General features: G+C 45.0%; 18 protein-coding genes. 8 read left to right on the top strand and 10 right to left on the bottom strand.

The annotated features are described in order from the left end of the window. Positions 1 to 27: 27 nt before the first annotated feature. Positions 28 to 1,104 carry a hypothetical protein gene (locus QE390_RS16145; protein ID WP_307142903.1) on the bottom strand — a complete coding sequence of 359 codons (1,077 nt, stop codon included), beginning with the start codon at positions 1,102 to 1,104 and terminating at the stop codon, positions 28 to 30. A gap of 212 nt (positions 1,105 to 1,316) precedes the next feature. On the opposite strand from QE390_RS16145, the gene QE390_RS16140 reads away from it, so the two are divergent. The 4 genes from QE390_RS16140 (at position 1,317) to QE390_RS16125 (ending at position 5,291) form a co-directional block, all read left to right on the top strand. Continuing rightward, positions 1,317 to 1,970: a hypothetical protein gene (locus QE390_RS16140; protein WP_307142902.1), complete on the top strand. Its 654-nt coding sequence runs from the start codon at positions 1,317 to 1,319 to the stop codon at positions 1,968 to 1,970. 79 nt (positions 1,971 to 2,049) lie between these two features. Next, a complete protein-coding gene (locus tag QE390_RS16135; protein ID WP_307142901.1) occupies positions 2,050 to 3,066 on the top strand; it encodes a hypothetical protein in 1,017 nt (338 codons plus the stop codon). A 193-nt stretch (positions 3,067 to 3,259) separates the two neighbouring features. Further along, the gene (locus QE390_RS16130; RefSeq protein WP_307142900.1) at positions 3,260 to 4,300 is read left to right on the top strand and encodes a hypothetical protein; all 1,041 of its coding nucleotides are present in this window, start codon (positions 3,260 to 3,262) and stop codon (positions 4,298 to 4,300) included. Between the two features lie 487 nt (positions 4,301 to 4,787). Next, the gene (locus tag QE390_RS16125; protein ID WP_307142899.1) at positions 4,788 to 5,291 is read left to right on the top strand and encodes a hypothetical protein; all 504 of its coding nucleotides are present in this window, start codon (positions 4,788 to 4,790) and stop codon (positions 5,289 to 5,291) included. A gap of 56 nt (positions 5,292 to 5,347) precedes the next feature. Here the strand turns inward: QE390_RS16125 and QE390_RS16120 are convergent, their stop codons facing one another. Then, positions 5,348 to 6,325 carry an SPFH domain-containing protein gene (locus QE390_RS16120; protein ID WP_307142898.1) on the bottom strand — a complete coding sequence of 326 codons (978 nt, stop codon included), beginning with the start codon at positions 6,323 to 6,325 and terminating at the stop codon, positions 5,348 to 5,350. 276 nt (positions 6,326 to 6,601) lie between these two features. Between QE390_RS16120 and QE390_RS16115 the strand changes: the two genes are divergently transcribed. Then, positions 6,602 to 8,092, top strand: a complete 1,491-nt coding sequence (locus QE390_RS16115; protein ID WP_307142897.1) for a xylulokinase — start codon at positions 6,602 to 6,604, stop codon at positions 8,090 to 8,092. A gap of 69 nt (positions 8,093 to 8,161) precedes the next feature. Next, positions 8,162 to 9,493 carry a xylose isomerase gene (gene xylA, locus QE390_RS16110; protein WP_106634944.1) on the top strand — a complete coding sequence of 444 codons (1,332 nt, stop codon included), beginning with the start codon at positions 8,162 to 8,164 and terminating at the stop codon, positions 9,491 to 9,493. Between the two features lie 85 nt (positions 9,494 to 9,578). On the opposite strand, the gene QE390_RS16105 is transcribed toward xylA, so the two are convergent. The 4 genes from QE390_RS16105 to QE390_RS16090 form a co-directional block, all read right to left on the bottom strand. Beyond that, positions 9,579 to 9,794, bottom strand: coding sequence for a hypothetical protein (locus QE390_RS16105; protein ID WP_106635050.1), 216 nt, complete (start codon positions 9,792 to 9,794; stop codon positions 9,579 to 9,581). Between the two features lie 283 nt (positions 9,795 to 10,077). Then, complete coding sequence (locus tag QE390_RS16100) at positions 10,078 to 10,332, bottom strand: hypothetical protein (RefSeq protein ID WP_106634945.1); 255 nt, start codon at positions 10,330 to 10,332, stop codon at positions 10,078 to 10,080. A 7-nt stretch (positions 10,333 to 10,339) separates the two neighbouring features. Beyond that, a complete protein-coding gene (locus QE390_RS16095; protein WP_106634946.1) occupies positions 10,340 to 10,987 on the bottom strand; it encodes an AAA family ATPase in 648 nt (215 codons plus the stop codon). Positions 10,988 to 11,202: 215 nt separating this feature from the next. Then, on the bottom strand, positions 11,203 to 11,556 hold the full coding sequence (locus QE390_RS16090) for a hypothetical protein (RefSeq protein ID WP_307142896.1): 354 nt from the start codon (positions 11,554 to 11,556) through the stop codon (positions 11,203 to 11,205). An 88-nt stretch (positions 11,557 to 11,644) separates the two neighbouring features. Here QE390_RS16090 and QE390_RS16085 point away from each other — a divergent pair, with 88 nt between their 5' ends. Then, positions 11,645 to 12,310, top strand: a complete 666-nt coding sequence (locus QE390_RS16085; RefSeq protein WP_307142895.1) for a DUF3431 domain-containing protein — start codon at positions 11,645 to 11,647, stop codon at positions 12,308 to 12,310. A 168-nt stretch (positions 12,311 to 12,478) separates the two neighbouring features. Here QE390_RS16085 and QE390_RS16080 read toward each other — a convergent pair whose 3' ends face one another. Further along, positions 12,479 to 14,764 (bottom strand): GH92 family glycosyl hydrolase, encoded by a 2,286-nt coding sequence (locus QE390_RS16080; protein WP_307142894.1) that lies wholly within the window; start codon positions 14,762 to 14,764, stop codon positions 12,479 to 12,481. Between the two features lie 385 nt (positions 14,765 to 15,149). Further along, a complete protein-coding gene (locus tag QE390_RS16075) occupies positions 15,150 to 16,274 on the bottom strand; it encodes an aldo/keto reductase (protein WP_307142893.1) in 1,125 nt (374 codons plus the stop codon). A 248-nt stretch (positions 16,275 to 16,522) separates the two neighbouring features. Between QE390_RS16075 and QE390_RS16070 the strand changes: the two genes are divergently transcribed. Continuing rightward, a complete protein-coding gene (locus QE390_RS16070) occupies positions 16,523 to 18,877 on the top strand; it encodes an ATP-binding protein (protein ID WP_307142892.1) in 2,355 nt (784 codons plus the stop codon). Positions 18,878 to 19,064: 187 nt separating this feature from the next. Here QE390_RS16070 and QE390_RS16065 read toward each other — a convergent pair whose 3' ends face one another. Both QE390_RS16065 and QE390_RS16060 read right to left on the bottom strand, forming a co-directional pair. Then, positions 19,065 to 19,706 carry a hypothetical protein gene (locus QE390_RS16065; RefSeq protein WP_307142891.1) on the bottom strand — a complete coding sequence of 214 codons (642 nt, stop codon included), beginning with the start codon at positions 19,704 to 19,706 and terminating at the stop codon, positions 19,065 to 19,067. Between the two features lie 295 nt (positions 19,707 to 20,001). Then, on the bottom strand, positions 20,002 to 20,220 hold the full coding sequence (locus QE390_RS16060) for a hypothetical protein (RefSeq protein ID WP_307142890.1): 219 nt from the start codon (positions 20,218 to 20,220) through the stop codon (positions 20,002 to 20,004). Between the last annotated feature and the right edge of the window lie 47 nt (positions 20,221 to 20,267).

The following is a 20,267-nucleotide window of genomic DNA, read 5'->3' as shown; positions in this document are numbered from 1 at the left end:
ACTTCAATACTCCTATGTTCCGTAACGCTATCTACCGCCCAGAACTGAAAAGAGAATAACTAGTCCAATAAACGCTAATATGGCCAGTAACACCTTCCAGACGGAAACGGGCCGATTCCCCGAAATACTACCCGTCTGGCCGTTAATCAGGAATTGATAGGTCTTGCCATTGTACTGATACGCACAAATCCAGAGGGGTAATACCAGGTGCTTGAACTTCTGATCCGAATACTCCGTTTGTACTTCCAGATTACGGTAGGTATCATCCGCCAGTAACTCAGCACAGGCCGACTCGATGCGGTCGTCTACTATTTTTTTAGCTACTGAAAAGCCTTCCTGCGGATCAATTTTATAAACTTCTGACTCCCAACCCAACATGACCCGTGGTTCGTAATTGACCACGTTTTCCAGCAGAAAAGGATATACTTTCTGAATGGTTTGCTGGGGTAATTGACGGGAAGCCAGTATCAGAATGTCATCGAAAAATTGTTGGTGTGTTCCATTCCGGTACGTCCAGCGGGTTTGCCGCACTTGCCGACTTTGCACGTTTCCGTTCTGATCGCGGAATTGTTCATTGACATAATAATACGTTCCGGCTTCCCCCTCCCACTCCGAATGCGTCTGAACATCGTACGTCCAGAAAGGAATGTAGATACCATGCAATGTATCTACCCGAGCCAGATTTTTCAGGTCGTTGGGTGCCCAGATGCTCTGACCAATCCAGTTTTTAAACGATTCGGTCGCCTGTGTTCGGGAGATTTTGAAAGGCACAATTCCCTGGGGTTCAAAAAGCCGGGTCTTGGTAGCGTCTGGATTAACATTGGTGGAGCCGCAAAAACCACAGGTAATGGTAGGCGTGTCATAGTTGACCGTGGTTTTGGCTCCACACCGCTGACAGGTAAACAGCCGACGCTCGACGGTATGTTTCGAATCGGTTCGAGCCTGAGTCCAGTCGATTTCCTCAATCCGATCTTTTCCTAGCACTAGTTTTTCAGTATAACCGCAGTGATTACAGGCCATAGCCTCTTTTTCGGCATTGTATTGTAATTGAGCTCCACAACTGGGGCAAGGGCAGTGGAGAAGGTCGTCAAGTTCGCGTTCCATAGATTAGGTTAACTTCCCCGAAAAAAAGGAATTTTTCATTACCTTTTCAACATTCAACCCAGTTTTCTGGGTTTCTGTCAGGTCTGGCATCCGTTTATATGAATGATTCTGGTCATTTAGCCACCATAGCTGACCTTTGGTCCATCATGTATGCCAATCAAACCTTAGTAAAGCTGTTTTCATCCGTAGTAAACCTTTGAAACCTTACGCTTATGTCTGAATCTAAAAGTTTAGGTCGAAAGCTGTTGAACATATTCTTTGAAGATGCTCCGGCTAGTCCAAACCCTTCGCCTGAGCAGCCCGTTTCGGTAGAACCCAAACCCGCTGCCCAAACGGTTTCCGGTTCGCCAGATCACAAGTTCATTGAGCACTTTGCTACGGTTCTTGAAAAGAATAATTTACCCGGAGCCGATTACTTTGAATTCCGGGCCACGTTAAAAAATTTATCGAATCTTGGACTTCAGGAAGAGCAACAATTTCAGGCCGCCTGGGCTAGTTTTCGGGCCTTAAGTAAGGATATCAATCCAAGCTTATTAACCTCAACGGCTAATCAGTATTTAACGACATTGCAATCGGACCGGGAGGCTTTTTTAAGAAGCGTGGATCTGGCCGTTCAGGAAAAAGTAGGCGGCTTACAAAACGAACAAAAATCGTTACAGCAGGAAAATGAAAACCTGACCAGGCAAATTGTGGAGATTCAGAATAAAATAGCGTCGAATAAAGAACGACTGGCAAAAATCACGGGAGAAGTGGACGAGCAAAGTGGTAAACTCCAACAAAACCGAGCCAACTACGAAGCCACATTCCTGCAATTCACCCAGGAAATCAATAAGGATATCCAAAAAATTGGCCAGTACTTGAAATGAGTTTAATGTTTCGAGTTTAGGGTTTTGAGTTAATTAATAACCCTGAACTAAAAACTCAAAACCCTAAACAACTAAAAATATGTCAGCAGATTTTTCTCAATTGGGGGGTGGTAATGAGGACCAGACCCGAAAGTCCTTCTGGAATCGACCGGAGGGGGTGTTAGGTTTTATATTTCTGATCGGCCTGGCTGGGGTTGGACTAGTGTACTTTAATCGTGTTGTCGAGTTTTTGATTAAAGTAACCGAAAATACGCTTTACCTGGGTGTGTTATTAGCCGCTCTGGGCGTGCTTATTTTTCTTTTTACGAGTAAGGATGTACGCACGGCTGTTTTCTTTCTTTTCAAAACCCTGATGCGTAAAATAACGGGACTGGTGATTCAACTCGACCCGATTGCCATCATGAAAATCTACATTCAGGATTTGAAAGATAAGCGTCGCAAAATGCAGGGTCAGATTGACTTATTAGCGGGACAATTGGTAAAGCTCAATCGTAAAATTAACGAGAACAACGAGGCCATTAAACAGAAGTTTGCCGAGGCTAATAAAGCTCAAAGCATGGCCGATAAACCCGGCATGAAAGAAACGGCCTCCCTGGCCACTATTGAAGGGGCTGGTTTGCAGGAAATGAACGAAAAGCTATTCCCGCTTCAGCGTAATGTGCAGACGGTTCTGGCTTTCATGGAAAAGGTGAACACCAGTGCAGATTACATCATTAAGGAAACGGAAATTAAAGTTAAATTAAAAGAAGCTGAATATCAGATCGTCAAGGAGAGTTCAAATGCCCTGCGAACGGCCATTAGCATCTTTAAAGGTAACCCCGACAAGAAGTTTTACTTCGATGAATCCATGGAGTACATCCAGGACGATATGAGTAAAAAACTTGGCGAAATGAAACGGGCGATGGATCTTTCGATGGACTTCATTAACTCCGTAGACGTACAAAACGGCGTATTGTCCGATAAAGGGCAGGCCATGCTGGAAGCGTATAATAAGGGAGATTTCAAACTCATTCAATTGGATTCACCCGCTCCAAGTTCACCCAACAAACCCATTAACCCTCCCAAAGACCAGGGGTATCGAAGCTTGTTGGAATAAGCATTTGATGTAGTTTGAGTAGGTTTGAAAGTTTGATGAGATTTGAAAGTTCCTTTGGGTTAATGAGATTTCTCAAACATCTTCAAACCTTGTTAAACTTTCAAACACGATCACATCTCTTCCACTAGATCAAACTTTCAAACCAACTAAAACCCCTTTAAACGAATTTCAATACCCTTCTATCTCATCATTTATGCAACGACTAACCGTAACCGGACGGCTGCTGATTACCGTCCTGATTCTGGCAGCCATTTACTTTGGATTTAAATACGTCGGAGGTGTCGATCTCCTGAAATCACTTCAGAAAAATCAGACGGAGCAAGTGGAACATCGTTCGGAGTCGGGCGAAACCAGTGCGTCAGCGGAGGGTTCTGCTTCTGAAGAAAGCTCAACTTCATCGAATTCAGACGCCGCTGTTTCTTCCAAACGCAGCTTTGACTACGAAGCTCCCCAGCCTACTGGCGGAACCCTGAAAGGCGTAGTCGAGTTAGGAGCCAGCGGATTTAACTCTTTTATTGTTCGGATCGATGCGAACAAAAACTGGAAACTGGAAAAATCAGAGTTTGGCAATAGCCTGGTTATTGAGAATATGGCCATGGACGAAGACGTTCGGGCGGGTCTCAAAAAATACATTGGCGGCATGCTCGATTACGGGGTGAGTAGCAGAGACATTCACTTTGTAGTAAGCTCCGGTGCTGTGAAAGCGGATGTTACCCAGAAAATCATCCGGGCGTTAAAGTCGCTGAATTACTTTGTAAACACCGTAACTCCTGAAGAAGAAGGTCGTCTGGCTCTTCGCAGTGTATTACCCGCCGATTTCTACAGCTCTGCCTTTGTGGTAGATATTGGATCGGGGAATACCAAGATTTCCTGGAAAACAGATAATAAAACGACGGCTTTGGAAAGCTACGGTTCAAAATACTTCCAGGAGGGTAAAAACGATGAGCAGGTGTATTCAGAAGTAAAAGCGAAGGCCAAGCAAGTGCCAAGTGCTCAGCGGAAAACCTGTTTCATCATTGGTGGCGTACCTTTTGAATTAGCCAAGGCCGTTCGTAAAGGAAAAGAACGTTATACCGTACTGGACGCTCCCGACGCCTATAAAATGGAAAATGCAAAGACCAAAGCCGGTATTAATATCTACAAAGCGATTGCAGATGCTACGGGTTGCGAGCAGTTTGTGTTTGACTGGGATGCTAACTTCACCATTGGTTTCCTGTTAGACTTGCCTAAATGATAGTCTTGGGGAATAATCGCTTTAAGATCTGGATACTTGGCAGGAAGTAATCTTCCTGGTTTTTCCGAGGATTGATCGTAAGGACAGCCTGATGGTTCAAGAGTTCTTCGGTAACAAACGTACCTGGCCCATCGAAAATCCCCGAAACAATTTCGGGGATTTTGTATTTTTCTAAAATACCTTCTGGAATTTATAACCGTCGGATTCTCCTAAGAAACTGAGTTATTTCTCCGCTGCTGCCAGCGAAAAAGCTGGCAGCGGCAGGCGATAGTGATTTTAGATAAGCTTCAATTGCTTTTTTGCATGGATAATTACTTATCATTATCGTTAATAACAAACTCATGCTATGAAATAAGTCTGTATCGGTACTAAATCATGGCTTACAGTGAAAAAGCTGGTGGAGCTACGTTGGCCGAGCCACACTGGTAGCGGCAGGCGGTAGTGATTTTAGACAAACTTACAATAAGTTATTCCCTTATTTTGCCCCATGACGCTTCAGGAACTCTTTCGGTACATCTCGCAAAACCCGGCCCCTTTTGCTCTCTTTCTGAGCTGTTTACCATTACTGGCTTTGGTTACGAATCTTTGGTCGGGTCAAACGGCTCCCGAGATTCTACGCTGGCGATATGTGTACATGGGACTGGTTTTTGCTTCGGCCATTCCGGGCGTTTTTGCGGTGACGCTGAACCTGTATCTCTTTCTTTTTGAACGGCAGAGCATCTGGTCATTGAATCTGATTACGCAGTTTTTGCCCATTCTAAGCATGGTTGCCACGCTCTGGATCATCCGGCAAAAGATTCCTTTTGAACACATTCCGGGTTTTGGAAAACTCTCTGGGTTTCTGACCCTGATTGCGGCCTTAATCGGTGTGCTATTCCTGTTGGATCGACTTCATTTTTACGCTGTCATCTACATTCCGTTCAGTTACCTCGTTATGGGTTTCGTTTTATTACTGTTGTTGATACGATTTGCCTGGACGAAACTGTTCTAAACGAAACCAGCCTCCGATTGCTCGGAGGCTGGTTTGTTAGGATGCAATCTGAATCATTATAACTTAGCTAATAACTCCGCTTTCTTGGCGGAGAACTCTTCTTCCGTCAGAATTCCGGCGGTTTTTAACTCTCCTAACTGCTTCAATAAACCCATAATATCTTCCTTCGACTGAGCCGCCCCCGAAGAAGCTGGAGTGGCCGCCGCCCCTGACATCATTCCTCCCAGATTCATCCCGACAATACTGGCGGCAGCACCTGAGTTTTCAGCAGCCTTTTCGATGGAAACACCCGCCTGAAACTGCTGGAATCGGGCCATGTCTCCCACCATATTCATCTGCGTGGTTTTGTCGAGGAAAGCCTCGACTTCGGGAGGTAATGACGTATTCTCAATGTAGAACTTGACGATTTCTAACCCGTATTGATCGAAATCTTCCGTCAGGATGGGTAACAACTTTCCGCCGAGTTCGGTGTAGTTACGAGCCAGATCGAGCACCGAAACGTTGGCTTCGGCAATGGCATCCGAAAATTTGGAGAAGATAGCCGAACGTAACTGTTCTTCCAGATCCCCTACCCGCACCTGCGGATTTGTTCCCGAAAATTCCTTCAGAAATTTCTTCGGCTCTTTTACTCGGAAGGTATACGTACCAAAAGCCCGAATCCGAACTTGTTTGAACTCAGGATCGCGGACAATAATCGGGTTCGCCGTCCCCCATTTCATGTTGGTAAACTGCTTCGTGTTGACGTAATACACGTCTACCTTGAAGGGCGATTCAAAGCCGTATTTCCAGGAACGTAACGTCGTCAGAATCGGCATGTTCGCCGTGGTAAGCTCGTGCCGACCCGGCAGAAAGACATCAGCAATCTGCCCTTCGTTCATGAAAATCGCAACCTGACTTTCCCGAACCGTTAACTGAGCTCCATACTTAATATCGTTTCCTTTGTCAGGAAACTTCCAGATGATCGTATCCTGAGTATCATCTACCCATTCAATGACATTGATAAATTCGTTCCGAATGAAATCAAAAATACCCATAGTGGTGAGTTAGAAGGTTAGCTTCATTGATTACTGACGAATGTAAATGAATCCATCAGTCAGTCAAAGCTATTAAAAGATAAACGGCTTCGCAAGTGGATTAAACTGTCTTTTCTGCCTATGAACACCCCAATAAGATCCGCAGTGGTGGGGCCTGATTTTCAAAATATTACCATAAATTCTTTTTTTATTATCAAAATTTACGTCAGCTTTTAACCGATTCACTTGTTATTATTGTCAATTTGACACTACTTGCAGTATAATTCATCTCTAGCGATGCTTCTTCTAGGAATTGACGTTGGTACGTCTTCAATTAAGGTTTCAATCGTTGACGCAGATAGTCAGCAGGTGGTGGCTTCAGCTTCCTACCCCGATCTTGAAAACCCGATTTCTACGCCCAAGCCCGGTTTTGCCGAACAGGACCCTTCGATGTGGTGGCATTGCGTGCAACAGGCTATTTTAAAGGCAAATGCCACGGGAACTTACCATTCGAAGGACATCGCCGCCATTGGGATTGCCTATCAGATGCACGGTCTGGTCCTGGTGGATCGCAACGAACAGGTGCTTCGTCCGTCCATCATCTGGTGCGACAGCCGGGCTGTCTCCTACGGCGAACAAGCCTTTCAGAAAATTGGTACGGAAAAAGCTTTGAGCCATTTACTGAACTCGCCTGGTAATTTCACCGCCGCTAAACTGGCTTGGGTGAAGGAAAACGAACCCCAGGTATACGGAAGCGTTTATCAGATCATGCTACCCGGCGATTACATCGCTATGATGCTGACGGGCAGTATTACCACTTCTAATTCGGCTCTGTCGGAAGGTATTTTCTGGGATTTTCAGAATAATGCTGTTTCGGAGGAAGTAATGAATGCCTTCGGCTTCCCGAAATCGGTGTTACCCAAATTGAATCCGCTTTTCTCTAATCATGGCGAGTTACGCAGTTCAGTAGCGGATTTATTGGGGCTAAAAGCGGGTATTCCCGTTACTTATAAATCAGGCGATCAGCCTAATAATGCACTTTCGCTAAACGTTCTGGAACCGGGCGAATTTGCGGCAACCGCCGGAACTTCCGGTGTGGTGTACGCCGTAACGGATCAGGTGGCTTACGACCCCAAAAGTCGGGTGAACACCTTCGCTCACGTCAACCACCAGCGAAATGATCAGACTCGCCTAGGCATTTTACTCTGCATCAACGGAACGGGCATTCTGAATCGATGGGTACGGGACCAATTTGGCTCGGGCTTGACTTACAGTCAGTTGAATCAACTGGCAGCCACTATTCCAGCGGGCAGCGAAGGCGTTCGGGTATTACCCTTCGGCAACGGGGCCGAACGGGTGCTTGAAAACCGCACGGTATCAAGCACGTTCTCCGGTCTGGATTTTAACATTCATACCCGCAGTCACGTTTTCCGGGCCGCTCAGGAAGGAATTGCGTTTTCGCTCAAGTACGGCATGGATATCATGGCCGACATGGGCAGTCCGGCAAAGGTAGTTCGGGCGGGTAAGGCCAATATGTTCCTAAGTGACGTGTTCACCGAATCTTTCGTGAATGTGACCCAAACTCCGGTGGAGTTATACGATACCGACGGAGCCAAAGGTGCCGCTCTCGGAGCAGGTATTGGACTGGGTTACTTCGAAGCTCCCAAAGAAGCGTTCACGAAGCTAACCAAACTGGCTACCATTGAGCCTGACGCTTCTAAAGCCGAGCAGTATCAGGAATATTATGCTCACTGGCAGTCCATTCTGGAAAAGTTTTTACAGAAGTAAATGATACCCGACGGGTCCGAAACGATTCGTCTTTATACGTTAATTAGTTTAACCTTAAACGATTAAATCATGGCCGTTTTATTAGGCGAAAAGGAATATTTTCCCGGCATCGGGAAGATTAACTACGAAGGTCCCGAATCAGATAATCCACTGGCATTCCGCTGGTATGATGAAAATCGGGTGGTGGCAGGTAAAACCCTGAAAGAGCACTTCAAGTTTGCCATGGCTTACTGGCACACCCTCGTGGGTGATGGCTCCGATCCCTTCGGTCCCGGCACGCACGTATATCCCTGGGATAGCTCTTCTGATCCCATTCAACGCCTGAAAGATAAAGCTGACGCGGCGTTCGAGTTTACTACGAAATTAGGGCTGCCCTATTTCTGTTTTCACGACGTTGACGTGGCTGATTACACCAATAATGTCGTAGAATTCGAAGGTCGTCTGCAAACCTGGGTGGATTATGCCAAAGGTAAAATGGCCGAATCAGGTACGAAGTTGCTTTGGGGTACCGCAAACGTATTCTCAAATCCCCGTTACATGAACGGAGCTTCTACCAACCCTGATTTTGCAGTTCTGGCTCACGCGGGTGCCCAGGTGAAAGGAGCCATTGATGCAACGATTGCTTTAGGTGGTGAAAACTACGTATTCTGGGGTGGTCGTGAAGGATACATGACTTTACTGAATACGGACATGAAACGTGAGCAGGAGCACATGGCAAAATTCCTGCACACAGCGAAAGATTACGCTCGTAGCCAAGGTTTTAAAGGTACGTTCTTCATCGAACCTAAGCCTATGGAGCCTACGAAACACCAGTATGATTTCGACGCGGCAACGGTAATCGGCTTCCTGCGTCAGTATGACTTACTGAACGACTTCAAATTGAACCTGGAAGTAAACCACGCGACTCTGGCGGGCCATACGTTCTCACACGAGTTACAGGTTGCTGCTGACGCGGGTATGCTAGGTAGCATCGATGCCAACCGGGGTGATTACCAGAATGGTTGGGATACCGATCAGTTTCCGAACGATATTTATGAACTGACGGAGTCTGCCCTGATCTTGCTGGAATCAGGTGGATTGCAGGGCGGTGGCGTAAACTTCGATGCCAAACGTCGTCGTAACTCAACGGATCCTGCCGATCTGTTTTACGCTCACGTAGGGGCGATGGACATTTTCGCAAAATCATTCATCATCGCTGATAAAATCTTGACTTCTTCCGATTACAAGAAGATTCGTACGGATCGTTACGCCAGCTTTGATTCGGGTAAAGGGAAAGAATATGAAGAAGGTAAATTAAACCTGACGGATTTACGCAATCTGGCCGTAGAATTAGGCGAACCAGAAACCCGTTCTGGTCGTCAGGAATACCTGGAGAATTTGATTAACCGTTTTATTTTGTAGTGGAGTAGCGGTAATCATTGCTTATTAAGTAAAAGAGGGCTCTCGTTAAACGAAGGCCCTCTTTTGCTTTTTACTGAGTTATCTTTTATACCCGGTCAGACTGGCGACTTTGTTCGCGGTCACGGTTCTGATCTTGGTTTTGATCCTGACGACGAGTGCTGTCTTCCTGGTGCTGCTGACCTTGGTCCATTCCTTGCTGACGACCACTCTGTTGTCCAGATTGTTGGGATTGACGATTTTCTTGATTCTGATCGTTTTGCTGACCTTGTTGACGGCCACCTTGTTGCGATTGATTGTTCATGATTTTACTAATTTGAGGTTTTGTTGCATAGGGACGAATAATCGTCACTTATCTTGATAAAAGACCTATACCACTGTACTTTTTCAATAAATATTATTGCTTTTCTTACACAAAAGTCCCCAGTGTTTCCACGACTCCTCACAACTTTCCAATCTGAAGCTGTTCTTAAAATGATACCAAAGGCTAATAATGGCGGTTATCTCCACCTAAATTTTTAAATAAAAAGGTCTGAGATGCTTCTATCTCAGACCTTCTCCTGATACCTAACTCGTATCATAAACGCCTACTTATTCAAGTCTTCTTCGATGAGTTTCAATACGTAATCCCGAACTGTCATTTCATCTTCGGCCACTTTGATCTTCATTTTCTTGAATAGGGCTTTCGGCATATCGACACTAATTCGAGTCAATTCAATTTTAGTAGAGTGAATATTCTTTACATCTTTCTCCGTTTTATCGATGTCGATAGTGGATGATTTAACGGCGATTTTGGGAGCCAGGCCCAATGTCCCTTTTAAGCCTACCGATTCTTTTGCCATACCTTAATTAATTATTTACAACTTCTACATATTTAATTAACTCATTAAAGAGGTTTACCAGCTCCGTTTTCGCTTTCGGATCTTTGTATTCCACTACGCCTACGCCTTTAATGACGGCTTCGCGGTAAGCGGTTCGGGTACCTAAGGTAGTTTGAAAAACTGGAATTGATGAATCTTCCAGCACATCTCTAACTTCTTTGGCCAAGTTAATGTTTGACTGAAATTGGTTTAGAATGAAGTACGCCGGAATGGGAGCTTCTTTTTCATGAACTGCATCCTGGTAACGCTCCATGAATTGTTCCGTCGCCCACATATCCAGACCACTCGGTAAGATCGGGATTAATAACACATCGGCCAGAAGGATAATCTTGCTGGTTACTTTATTCAGCGACGGCGTACCATCAATCACAATGACTTCATAGTCCCGGGCCAGAATCTTTACATTCTTCGACAGTTCAATGCCATCGGGCTGACCGAATACCGGAATGGCCGGATTGTCTTCGGAACGCAATCCCGACCAGCGAATCGTACTCTGGTTGGTATCCACGTCAATGATGCAGACTTTATAACCCGCGTGAGCAAAGCAAACGGCTAAATTTTGTGATAAGGTGGACTTCCCAACCCCTCCCTTCAAACTAGTAACGGATATAATCATAAGCTTAAGATTTCAACAATTATACGGCCTGAATCGCTTACTCAGATTATTTATTTTTACTTATTTGAGTAAATTTTTATTTACACAAATAATGTTTTAACTATAATTAGTTAACTATCAGATACTTGTCTAAAATAATATCAACACAAAAAAAGCGGTAGCAGGAAAAGAGTCCTGCTACCGCTTTGGGGTATTAACCTAAAAGAGCTACGTTACTATACCAGAGGAATGTCACGTTCGGGGCGAGCTTGATCGCCAGCGAGTTCGTCATCTTCTGGGAAACGCTCTTCCAGGTCTTTATATCGACGGTCATGCGTAGCATTAGCGTCGTTTAAAAACTGAGCTTCTGGATTAGGATCTTCACCATATACTTTTTCTGATCCTGCCTCTTTTTCAATGATGTCCTCTTCAGGATCATAAGGGCCGCCTACCGGTTTTTCGATGGGTTGCGTAATAGTGCTGTTCTTTCCTGCTTCTGAAGACGAGCCCTGGTTATTTACTAAATTCGTATCGGCAGTGGCTGAGCCCAGCGACGTACCAGCGTGTTTTTCTTTATGACGGTCAAACATGATCTTATCTATTTTTGTGGTTATGGATCTACACTACTAAGTAAAAAAGCAATGCCAGCCTCCCATCAGAATTGCGTATTTTTGCCGGATGCAATTTGAATTAGTAGTCGCCCATTACAACGAAAATCTCAACTGGCTTCGCAAAGTCCCGAAGCTTATTCAGCAGACGGTTTATCATAAAGATTCCAGCCAAACCTACGAGTCTGGCATTCGCTTACCTAACGTGGGGCGGGAAGCTCATACGTATCTACATCATATTCTTGAAAAGTACGATTCTCTGGCTGAAATCACGGTTTTTTGCCAGGGAAAGCCTTTTGACCATGCGTTCGATTTCCATAAAACCTTACGCGAACTGGCCGCTGGCGAACGACAGATAAGCGGCTTTCAATGGCTGGGTCACCTGATTGATACGGATGATAAAGCAGGAGAGAAATTATTCAAAACCTGGAGTAAAAATGAAGACGCCCGCGGGCTGGATATTGCGGGTTACTATCGGGCTTTAACTGGCCTGGAAGGCCCCGACAAGTATACCTTCGTATTGGGGGCTCAGTTCATCATCCATCGGGAAATAATTCAACAAAAGCCGAAATCCTATTACCAGCACGCTCTTGAACTTTCCATTACTTTTCCAGATGCAGCTCATTGTTACGAACGTACCTGGGATAAAGTTTTCGGAGTTCAAGGCATCCCGGATGAAGTTCTTCAGGGTCGCGAGACGGTGCATCTCAAACCTATGCGACATCAAACTTTATAAAGTAGCAAGGCTGGCGTTTAGCTTTCGGTATGATCTGTATTACAAGTTAGATTTTTGTCAGGAGCCCGTTTAACTTCCCGAAAGGTTAAACCTTTCGGGAAGCTCCAATGTAAACTACCTGTCCCCTGCATTTTCGTCAAAAGCCAATGGTCAGCTTTCTGTCATAAATTACTTTTTAACAGGTTTAGCCGACATGTAGAACGTCAGTTTACCCCCATTCATAAGGTCTGCGTGCGAAAGCGTGTAGTTTGTTACGGGCTTACCATTCAGTACAATCTTTTGTACATACACATGCTTATCGCTTTGGTTAATGGCCTCTACCGTAAACGTCTTTCCATTCTCCAGAGTTAGAACAGCATTTTTCACCGCCGGACTTCCTAACGAATAAAGATCAGAACCGGGAGCTACGGGATAAAAACCCAGCGACGAAAAAATGTACCAGGCACTCATCTGACCGCAATCATCATTCCCTCCCAGGCCGTCGGATGTTGGCTTATACTGCATGTTCAGAATCATCCGTACCCGTTCCTGCGTTTTCCAGGGTTGACCCGCCCAGTTGTAGAGGTAAGCCACGTGGTGAGCAGGTTCATTCCCGTGCACATAACCCCCAATAATGCCCTCGCGAGAAATGTCTTCCGTTTCAGCAAAGAACTTATCGGGTAAATGCATAGAGAATAAAGTATCCAGACGAGTAGCAAATTTCTTAGCTCCCCCCATCATTTCCATCATTGTGGCAGGATCGTGAGGAACGAAGAAACTGTAATTCCACGTATTCCCTTCGATGAAACCCTGACCGTGCGTACTCAATACGTCGAACTCTTTCTTAAAGCTACCGTCTGCCAACCGTGGACGCATGAAACCGATGGATTTATCATACACATTTTTCCAATTCTGCGAACGTTTTAAATAGCTCTCATACACTTCCTGGCGATTCAGTTTTTTGGCAATCTGAGCAATACACCAATCGTCATAAGCATATTCGAGCGTGTTTGAAACAGACGTCCCATTCTTTTCCGCCGGAACGTACCCCGTGTCGATGTACTCCCCAATGCCCTCATAATCACGGTGATTAGACGTGACCATACAGGCCTCCAGAGCCTTATGGGCATCACCCGTATAAACGCCCTTGATAATGGCATCGGCTACTACCGAAACGCTGTGGTAACCACTCATACACCAGTTTTCATTGGCATAATGTGACCAGATGGGTAACATTTTCAGAGCACTCTGGTCATAATGAGCCATCATGGATTTCACCATGTCATTATTACGCGAAGGCTGAATAATGTTAAAATACGGATGCAAAGCCCGGTAGGTATCCCAAAGCGAAAATGTAGTATAATTCACAAAATCCTTCGCCGTATGAACGCCCTGATCCAAGCCTTTGTATTGTCGGTTCGCGTCCATGTATTCCGTTGGATTAATGAACGTGTGATACATGGAAGTATAGAAATTGACCAGGTTATCTTCGGAGGTTTCTACCTGAATTTTGTTCAGCTCCTTGTTCCAGGATGCCTGAGCTTCCGCTTTTACCCGGTTAAAGTCCCAGTGGGGCACTTCTTCTTTCAGGTTTTCCAGAGCATTTTCCTGACTTACGGGCGAGATTGCCATTTTCAGCTTCACCTGCTCCCCTTCTGCCGTCGCAAAATCGAAGTGCATACGAATGCGTTTTCCCGCAATCTCGGGGAAATTATGGTTCTGGTCGAACTTCCGCCAGAAACCCCGATAGACCTGATTCTTGTCGAGATTTTTCTGTCCGTAAGACTTGAAAGGCTTTGAAAAGGATAAAGCAAAATATTCCGTGCGGGTACGAGCCCAGCCATTGGTTTGACGGTAACCCGTAATGAGCGAATCATTCACCACCCGAACGTACGTCCAGATTACTTTATCATCGTAGTTATAAATCCCCGAAGCTAAATCCAGAATAAGGTGCGAATCATTTGATTTCGGAAAAGTGTACTGATGAAAACCAACCCGCTTGGAAGCCGTTAACTCCGCCAGAATATGATCATCGTCGAGTTTAACTTTATAATACCCCGCCTCAGCGACTTCATTCGTATGCGAAAACGCCGAACGGTAGCCCGTCTTGGGGTCTGATGCTACACCGGGATTGAGTTGAAGCTTCCCCTGCGTTGGCATAATAAGAAAATCACCTAAGTCGGAATGACCCGTTCCACTGAAATGCGTATGACTGAAACCGGCAATGGTTTTATCTTCATACTTATACCCCGCACAGTACTTATAGACCTCGCCATTATACTTGCCATTGAGTTCATACGAAATCGTATCAGAATCAGGACTTAACTGCACCGAACCAAAAGGTACGGTAGCCCCGGGAAAGGTATGCCCCATTTTCTCGGTACCAATCAAGGGTTTCACGTAAGGCACCAGATTCTTCTGAGCGAAGGAGTAAAGGAAAATGAATTGAAAACCTAGAGTAAGTATTATTCGCATCTGTTTTTTCTTAAAATTAACGTTTCTTGAGGATTCTCAACCGACTCCCGATACCTAAAGCGACGGAATGATGGCCTTTCAGCTCATGAATCTGTTAGGGGTTAGCGACTGATTTCATACAAATTATAGCCCTTAAGCAGGATTTAGAACTCTTCTAACCGCAACATTTTTTATGCGGCCTGAATACCCCTAAAAGTTAGCAAGTACGCCTTACGTATAATAACAAAAGCCTCCTGTTTTAGACACAAGAGGCTTTTTATCGTCCATACTACCAGCTATTTAAGGGGTTCTGGTACTGCTTTTTCTGCGTGATAAGGCTTTAGTAACTGAAGTAAGTAATCCCGAAACCCTGCTTGTGATGCGAGCAGGGTTTCTTTTGGTTTGGTTAACCCAATTTAGGCGTGGGAGCCTGTTCGGAAATCAGCTTTTGGGCTTTCAGCTCTTGCCATACCTCAGCCGGTACCTTTGTTTTCATCGAAATCGCGTTTTCGGAAGCTTGTTGAGCCGTTCGTGCTCCGGGAATAACCGCCGAAACAACCGACGGAGCCGCTGAGAAATGCAAAGCGACGGTTCGCAAATCCGTTCCGTGTTTTTTCGCAATGGCACTGATCTTCTCCCGCTTTTGCTTATACCCTTCGGGCATTTGCCCACTATAATTATAGCGATCCACACCCGCCAGAAAACCAGCATTCAGTGGAGCACCCACCACTATTGACACGTCTTTTTTCTCACAGGCCGGGAAAAGCCGGTCCAGAGCATCCTGATGATACATGAGCGAATATTGCGTGGCTGAAAGGCAAACATCTGGATCAGCTACTTCGAGCGTCTTTAGAATAGGTTCGATGGTATTAACCCCCAATCCCCAACCTTTAATTATCCCTTCTTCCCGCATTTTAGTCAGCTCGGGCATGGCTCCTTTGGCAGCAATCTCGAATTGCTCCGTCCAGCGTTCTTTTAAATCTCCGTTATCGGGCGATAAATCGTGAATGAACACGATATCAATGCTGTCCAGACCTAAGCGTTGCAGGCTATCTTCTACGGAACGGCGAACGCCCGAGGCCGTGTAATCATATGTATGCTGAAAAGGCGAAGGATTTTGCCACAGGGCTTTGGGCGGCGTTTTAGTAGCTTTCAGAATACGTCCAACCTTTGTGGACAACACATAATCCTCGCGTTTCTGATTCTTGAGAAAATGTCCAAAGCGTCTTTCGCTCAACCCCAGTCCATACCAGGGAGACGTGTCAAAATAACGAACCCCCTGTGCCCAGGCTGCTTCCAGTGCCTGTTCAGCATCCTCATCGGAAGTAGGCTTAAATCCGTTACCAATCGCTACCCCACCCAAACCCGAGTGATAAGGCAGCCGATAATGTTTCCTGGCTATTTTCTGGTCTTCTGTCATGATTTCTGATTCTTTTGAAGGTTCGCTCCAGAAGGGAGTAAGCAATGGAGCCGTACCGGTCAACGCCACTCCTTTTAAGGTATTCGTAAGAAAATGTCGGCGAGTAATCATAGCGTTCTGTTGCGTAAAGAAGTGTAGATTAATCGTTTAAATCGTCAAAAAACAGCTTTTCTTCAAATCATCCTTCGATCTGGTATTAACCCATTTGAAGTTGAATTGATTGAAAAAAATTTAATTTATCCTCATCCTTACTTATCTATTCACAATACCTAGGTTTTACTCATCTAAATTTCTAAACATTCAAGTATGTTTATGTGATTTTTCACCTAATTTGATCAGCATAACTATCCGGCAGTTCTATGCCTACCCCTACAGAACTTTACTCTGAAATCAAACGATTGCAACTGGCTTTACAGGTGGCCGGAATCGGCACCTGGAGTTACGAACCAACAACGCAGGAAATCGTATGCAACGACCTGGCCCAATCGCTTCTGGGGTACTCCGGCGAAGACCGCATTTCCTTCCTTCAATTTCTGGCGTGTATCCATACTGAAGATCATCATCAAATCATCCAACGTTTTCACTTCATCCCGAATACGCCTGCTGATTCCGCTTTTGAAGTACAATTCCGAACGAAAGATACTTTTCAATGGCGGCGGATGAAGGGTAAGATTTTAACTCTGGAAAACTCTTTTGAATTAACGGGTATCATTGAAGAAATGGCTCAGCCTTCTCAGAAACTGGCAGAACTGGCTTTTCAGAATCAGGAAGTCGGTTTTTGTATCGTTAATCTCAAGAGCAATGCCATTGAATACTCTCCCTCGTATGCCTGGCTGATGACGGGTAACGCAGCGGCCCAGCTCAGCCGATTTGCTTTCGTACAATACTTTCACCCAGAGGATGAGTTACTCCGACAGGCGGCTTACTCAACCCTCATGGAAACGGGACAGGTGTATTTTGAACCCCGAGTCGTTTGGGATGACGGCTCGATTCATCGGATCAGGGCAAGGTGTGCCTATGATACTGAAACGAAACCGGATTACTTTAAACTCATCATTACTTCTTATAAAGAGGCTCCGGTTTCTCATGGGTCTGCTGATCTCTATCCTCGCTTCCAGACGCTGATTACCGCCTCCCCGATTGCCATGGGTTTGGTTTCGGGAGAAGACATGACGCTTGAAATTGCGAATGAAGCTTTGTTTAAGCTTTTGCAGAAAGGGCGTGAACTCATCGGCAAGTCCTGTTTGGAAAGTCTGACCGACTGGGCTGAGCATGATTTCATCCAGGATCTGAGAAGAGTTCATCAACGTAAAGAAGCTTATACTTCTGCCGAATTACCTGTGTATGAGCCATCTGACTCGATTGCGAAACGTTATTACCAATTTCACTATACCCCAGTTGCAACCGGAACCGGCCACACCACCACGCTGATCGTAGCCGTTGATGTCACGGATGTAGTAGTTCAACGACAAAACGCCATTGAAGCTCAGGCTACCCTGATGGGTGCCGTTGAACTGGCTCAATTAGGTACCTGGGAGCTGGATTTAAAAACGGACGAAATCATTTTCTCTGATCGGATGCGGCAATGGTATGGGTTTGACAGTGAGAAAGTAATCACGCTGGAAGCCTTTTTCGAGTCCGTTCGGGAATCGGATGTGCCTCGACTGAAAGAAGCCCTGGCAGGAGCTTTTCTTCTCCAGAGCATTTACGATGTAGAGTATACGCTGGAAAACGTTCATACGCATACAGAACGCATTTTGCATGCTCAGGGAAAGATCTTTTACGACGCCAAAAATGAGCCCTACAAAGTCAGTGGAACTGCTCAGGATGTTACCAAACAGCGAAAACTTCAGTTTGCTTTAGAAAGTCAGATTCAGGCACGAACGGAAGAGCTGGCGGTAGCCAATGGGGAATTAATCCATACGAATGAAAAGCTAGCCCGTACAATTGACGAACTGGCGGAATTGAACCTGCATTTAATGCGTTCGAACGAAAGTCTGGAACAGTTTGCCTATATCGCCAGTCACGATTTACAAGAGCCGCTGCGTAAAATTCAGCAGTTTGGCGATTTGCTAAAGAAGAAATTCCAACCTACGGCCAAGGATGAATTGCTGTATCTAAACCGAATGCAGGATGCCGCCAAACGGATGTCTTTATTGATTCATGACCTGCTCAATTTTTCCAAAATTTCCAGCCGCACGATCACATTACTACCTGTTTGTCTGAATGAGGTCTTTCAACAGATTCGGGATAATCTTTCGATTGTCATTGAAGAGTCCGGGGCTCAGCTCCAGCAGACTCCATTGCCCAGCATTCAGGGAGATGCCTCGCAATTGCGGCAGTTATTCCAGAATTTATTAAGCAATGCTCTAAAATTCAGCAGTCGTGACACGCTAGGCAATGCGACAATTCCGAACATTCAGATTCAATACCAGATTACGAAAGTTACCGATTTACCCCTTACCGTAAAACCCATTGTACAAACGCCTCGTTACCATCAAATTGATATTCAGGACAACGGTATTGGTTTTGACGAACAATACCTTGACCGGATTTTTCAGGTTTTTCAGCGGTTACACGGTAAAAACGAGTTCGCCGGAACAGGCGTCGGCCTGGCCATTTGCCTGAACGTAGTCAATAACCACGGCGGAGCCATCACCGCTCATAGTGTCGTGGGGAAAGGATCTATTTTTACGGTTTATTTTCCAGCATAGAGACTTTCTAAAATAATATTTCACAATTACTACTTTGTCTTCTCTTCGTTCGAGCCAAGCCCGCTTATAACTGTGCACAACCCAATCTGACGCATAAGCTTGAACTTAGCAAATCAGGTTTAAAACCAAGATAAAAAGTAAAGATTCTTAAATTTAAGAATCTTTACTTTTTATCTTGGTTTTAAATTTATTTCAATGGCTGTCCATATATTTTAAAAATTTCTTCATCAGAAGCATTGATAAAAAAATCTACCGACACGAGTTCAGGCCTAGGAGGTAACTTCTTGAAGGCCTGTGGTGGAAGAAACTTATGTACATCCATTATAACAGCTGAAATACATTCATTTATTCGAATATATTCATAAAAAAAATTGATTTTCTCACCATCTGAAAGCATCATCCAAAGGGGGTCTTTCTTATAATTTTTTTCGTGGTGAATGGTTCTCGATTTTGCACCTGCCTGTTTTTCAAGTGACTGAATAATGGATTCGTATGACTCTATTTTCGCCGGAATATTGAATGAATAACAATCTACATTTTCCTCAAAATTGTCTTCGGATTTTTCCAAGGGGTCCCAGTCGAAATCCTTCATAAATTGGCGATGATGAAGGGTCAAGAAGTCATACTTAAACGATCCGTACACAGAGTCGATAACGAAAATCCCATTGCCCTTATAGTTGAGCTTCATCACCTCGTTGGCCTCTCCAACAGTTGCCGGATAGGGAAACGTACACTGGTTAAAGGTAAAAAGACCAGGCTTGCATTTGGGTTGACAGCTACACTCAACGAATACCAGTACAAACAAAAAGCATAGAATTTGCTTCATCATATTTCAAGTTATTTTAGGGAGTTGTACAAGGACTCATTCCTCCGGGGCAATTTAAAATCTCCCGCAGTCGCTCGGCTCTGCCGAGTGACAAAGTAGAGTGCAGGCCTCTGGCCGATGGAAGTCAAAGCTTTTAGGTTAGGCAAACCTTTTAGCTTTCTGGTAGATTTCTTTGCCTCAGACGGCCAGAGGCCTACCGCTATGCAGTCACTCGGCAGAGCCGAGCGACTGCGGGAAACTAAATCACCTGATAATAAAGGGCGTTTAAAATTTTACATCCTAGAGAATTGCTTATTACTTACTTCTCAGCAACAGATTTCTTCTTTCCATACGTCACTGCAACAGCGATGGCACAAGCGACTCCCACATGGCTATAGTTAGGCTGATAGAGAGTCATGGCTTCTTCAAATGGTAATCCTTTCATAACCCGGTAGAGGACTTCGATGGCAAAAACGCAGACGAACATGCCTACTAAGGTAACCAAGAAGACTTTGATAAACTCTTTGTAAGTGGACATAAGCAGACAGTTAAGGGTGGATAGTTTATCTAAGATCGTGCTTCCAT

Source organism: Siphonobacter sp. SORGH_AS_1065, assembly GCF_030818595.1.
GTDB lineage: Bacteria > Bacteroidota > Bacteroidia > Cytophagales > Spirosomataceae > Siphonobacter.
The sequence above is the reverse complement of the archived record's forward strand: the minus strand, read 5'-3'. Positions and strand labels throughout refer to the sequence as shown.